Below are 1,922 nucleotides of genomic sequence, written 5' to 3'. Positions count from 1 at the left end.
TTGCTTTTGCAAATGCAGGGGTTTCTTTAGAAGGTTTATCATTTGCATCTTTATTAAATAAAGTGCCCCTTGGAATTTTATTAGGTTTATTTGTTGGTAAGCAGTTAGGTGTTTTTGTTTTTTCATATGTGTCAATTAAAACTAAAATTGCTCAAATGCCAAATGATGCAAACTGGTTTAATTTTTATGGCGTTGGTGTTCTTACTGGAATTGGTTTTACAATGAGTTTATTTGTAGGCAATTTAGCATTTGTAGATAATATGCAATACATGGATGGTGTAAAAATAGGTGTCTTAACCGGGTCACTATTATCCACCCTATTTGGTTATTTTTTGATATTACTCACACCCAATAAATAATTAAATTAATGAAACAAATAATAATAGGGCTAACAATATTGATGTTATTTTTTAAAAATAGTGCTTTGGCAAATTACGATAAAACTTTTTTTGATCTTGAAATAGAAAGTATCAATGGTGAAATTATCGACTTTAAAAATTATGAAAATAAAGTTATTTTAGTAGTTAATACTGCCAGCTATTGTGGATTTACAAAACAATATACAGAACTTCAAGAATTATGGGACAAATATAAATCAAATGGTTTAATTGTATTAGGAATTCCTTCTAATTCATTTAACCAAGAAAAAAGTTCAAATTCAGAAGTAAAAAATTTTTGTGAAATAAATTTTGATATTAATTTTCCATTATCTACTATTACTGAAGTAAAAGGTAAAAAAGCTCATGAAATTTTTAAATGGGCTGAAAAAAATTATGGTAAACCAGCTATACCAAAGTGGAATTTTCATAAAATTTTAATTAACAAAGAGGGTAAAATTGAGGAAACTTTTTCATCTTTCACAAAACCTATGTCAAAAAAAATAGTAAACAAAATTGAGGAAATTCTATAAATTTATTGTCATTCCATCATAAGCTGGAAATATGTTCTTCGGTAATTTTTTTTTTAGAAAATTATAATCTAAGTCTGAATGTAGATTTGTTAAGACAGCTTTTTTTGGTTTAAATATTTTTATAAATTTTAAAGTTTTTTCTAAGTTTAGATGAGATGGATGATACCTTAACCATAAACAATCAATAATTAGATATTTTAAGTTTTTGAAATGTATATAATTTTTTTTATGAATATCACTAATATCGCTTATATAGGCAAGTTTTTTATCTACTATGTAACAAATACTATCAATTTTGCCATGTTTAACTTTGACTGCTTTGATTTTTAATCTTTTTTTTCCGTCGGTTATTTTTAGATTTTTTGATATAGAATTTAATTTCAAAGTTGCTGGATATTCTTTGTTATTATTAGTGAAGCAGTATCCAAAAGCATTTAATAAATACTTTCTAGTAGGTTTATCAGCGAATACTGGAATAGTTTTTTTATCTTTAATATAAAATACTCTAAGATCGTTTATTCCATGAGTTTGATCAGCATGCATATGTGAGTAAAAAACTTTATCAATTTTTTCAATATTATTGTTAATTAACTGTTGTCGAAGATCAGGAGAAGTGTCAATCAAAACTGTTTCACTTTTTGTCTTTATTAAAGCTGAACATCTAGATCTGAAATTTTTTTTATTTTTAGGATTACAATTACCAAAAAAACCATCTGGTCTTGGCACACCCATTGAACTCCCACATCCTAATATTATGAACTTCATAATTTATAAAGAAAATAATTGATTGAAGTTTGATGTAGTTGATTCAACTAGTTTTGTCAGTGAAATTTCCTTTATATCAGCTAGTTTTTCAGCAGTATATTTAACAAAAGATGGTTCATTTTTTTTTCCTCTATTAGGAACAGGTGCTAAATATGGACTGTCAGTTTCAATTAGTGTTCTATCTAATGGAATTAATTTAAATGTTTCCTGAAGATCTAAAGAATTTTTAAAAGTAATAATTCCACTG

The 1,922-nt window shown here is 25.9% G+C and carries 4 protein-coding genes; 2 read left to right on the top strand and 2 right to left on the bottom strand.

The window, feature by feature from the left end; translation table 11 throughout:
* Together AMN70_RS03345 and AMN70_RS03340 are read left to right on the top strand one after the other, a co-directional pair.
* On the top strand, positions 1–359 hold a 359-nt coding region (locus AMN70_RS03345; RefSeq protein WP_179850383.1), incomplete at its 5' end, for a Na+/H+ antiporter NhaA.
* Between the two features lie 8 nt (positions 360–367).
* Positions 368–910 (top strand): glutathione peroxidase, encoded by a 543-nt coding sequence (locus AMN70_RS03340; RefSeq protein ID WP_256998032.1) that lies wholly within the window; start codon positions 368–370, stop codon positions 908–910.
* Here AMN70_RS03340 and AMN70_RS03335 read toward each other — a convergent pair.
* Together AMN70_RS03335 and AMN70_RS03330 are read right to left on the bottom strand one after the other, a co-directional pair.
* A complete protein-coding gene (locus AMN70_RS03335) occupies positions 905–1,675 on the bottom strand; it encodes an MBL fold metallo-hydrolase (protein WP_075501761.1) in 771 nt (256 codons plus the stop codon). The two genes, AMN70_RS03340 and AMN70_RS03335, sit on opposite strands and share 6 nt — an antisense overlap.
* Positions 1,676–1,678: 3 nt before the next feature.
* On the bottom strand, positions 1,679–1,922 hold a 244-nt coding region (locus AMN70_RS03330; RefSeq protein ID WP_179850382.1), incomplete at its 5' end, for a TatD family hydrolase.

Source organism: Candidatus Pelagibacter communis (assembly GCF_001179925.1).
GTDB lineage: Bacteria > Pseudomonadota > Alphaproteobacteria > Pelagibacterales > Pelagibacteraceae > Pelagibacter > Pelagibacter ubique_E.
This window is presented reverse-complemented; position numbering and strand designations above follow the sequence as displayed.

Bases quoted from the DNA above. Each gene is read 5' to 3' on its own strand.
- AMN70_RS03335 (WP_075501761.1), bottom strand. From the start codon at position 1,675: ATGAAGTTCATAATATTAGGATGTGGGAGTTCAATGGGTGTGCCAAGA.
- AMN70_RS03340 (WP_256998032.1), top strand. From the start codon at position 368: ATGAAACAAATAATAATAGGGCTAACAATATTGATGTTATTTTTTAAA.